The organism is Vibrio sp. 10N.222.46.A1 (assembly GCF_041473595.1).
Lineage (GTDB): Bacteria > Pseudomonadota > Gammaproteobacteria > Enterobacterales > Vibrionaceae > Vibrio > Vibrio tasmaniensis_A.
Genome location: NZ_JBFRSN010000926.1, coordinates 1 through 1184, shown reverse-complemented (window position 1 = coordinate 1184; position 1184 = coordinate 1). Strand labels below are relative to the sequence as shown.

Here is a 1184-nt window from a genome sequence, read left to right as displayed (position 1 = left end):
GTATCATTTCACCGCGTAAAGGGTAATTGCTCTCTACGGCTTTAACAGTAACCAACTGCATCGAGTTATCACTGAATGCCATGGTTGAGAAGCGAGTTAACTGAGAGCTTTCTAACTGTTCAACCTGAGTCAGGTCTAATAAAGGTTGGGGGATTGGGTTTGCCGATACAAATACACTGTCGGCGGTTAACGCATCTTTGCCCTGCTTTACGATCACTTGTTCCATACGCTCAGCTAAAGCTGAAAGCGCGAACACACAAGCTATAATGAGCGTTAGAGCGATGGATACCGGCCATAGCTGACCATGTCGAATCTCTTCGATGCTCCATGAAAACAGTCGTTTATTCAGTCCGTGTGATGAATTCAATTTACACTTCCTCTATGTGACCGACATGCATTTTCAAGGTTCGTTGGCAACGCTGTGCGAGCTTAGGGTCATGCGTGACGAGAACAAGCGTTGTACCGTGCGATGAATTAAGTTCGAACAACAGCTCGACGATTTTCGCTGCCGTTTGTTGGTCTAGGTTGCCCGTTGGTTCATCAGCGAACAAAATTTTAGGCTTAATCATAAACGCACGAGCCAATGCTACCCTTTGTTGTTCACCACCGGACAGTTGAGACGGCAGGTGATCAAGCCTGTCTTTCAAGCCCACTGATTCAAGCAAAGCCGTCGCGCGTTCGATGTCTTCGTCTTCACCTTTCAACAAACAAGGCAGCGTGACGTTTTGCAGGGCAGAAAGGCTTGGGATCAATAAGAAGCTTTGGAAAACAAACCCAACGGATTCACTGCGGATTTTGGCTCTCGCTTCGTCATCAAGCTGTGATAGAGGTTGGCCTAACAAACTGATTTCGCCAGAAGTTGGCACATCGAGTCCTGCAAGCAGTGTCATTAACGTGGATTTACCCGCACCTGAAGTACCGACGATCGCAACCGTTTCACCCTCACGAATATCGATATCAACATGCTCTAAGATTGTTAAATGTTCTTGATTAGTAGACACTGTCTTCGAAACAGCTTCTGCTTTAATGATGGATGTATGCATGACTCGACTAATTTCCTTTTTATTCTTAATTATATTTTCAACCGCTTCTTTGGCTCAAGATACCGAGTTAGATTCTAAGTTACTGGTGCTTGGTGATAGCTTGAGTGCTGGTTATAACATGGACATCAAACAGAGTTGGCC

General features: G+C 45.4%; 1 protein-coding gene and 2 pseudogenes. 1 reads left to right on the top strand and 2 read right to left on the bottom strand.

The features are described 5' to 3' along the window. Both AB4496_RS22115 and AB4496_RS22110 read right to left on the bottom strand, forming a co-directional pair. Positions 1–367: pseudogene (locus tag AB4496_RS22115) on the bottom strand (ABC transporter permease); the annotation flags it as partial. A gap of 1 nt (position 368) precedes the next feature. Next, positions 369–1043, bottom strand: coding sequence for an ABC transporter ATP-binding protein (locus AB4496_RS22110; RefSeq protein ID WP_009845334.1), 675 nt, complete (start codon positions 1041–1043; stop codon positions 369–371). Between AB4496_RS22110 and AB4496_RS22105 the strand changes: the two are divergent. Further along, positions 1042–1184: pseudogene (locus AB4496_RS22105) on the top strand (arylesterase); the annotation flags it as partial. The gene AB4496_RS22110 and the pseudogene AB4496_RS22105 overlap by 2 nt on opposite strands.

Excerpts from the sequence above, each read along its gene's own strand:
- AB4496_RS22110 (WP_009845334.1), bottom strand. The coding sequence starts at position 1,043 with ATGCATACATCCATCATTAAAGCAGAAGCTGTTTCGAAGACAGTGTCT.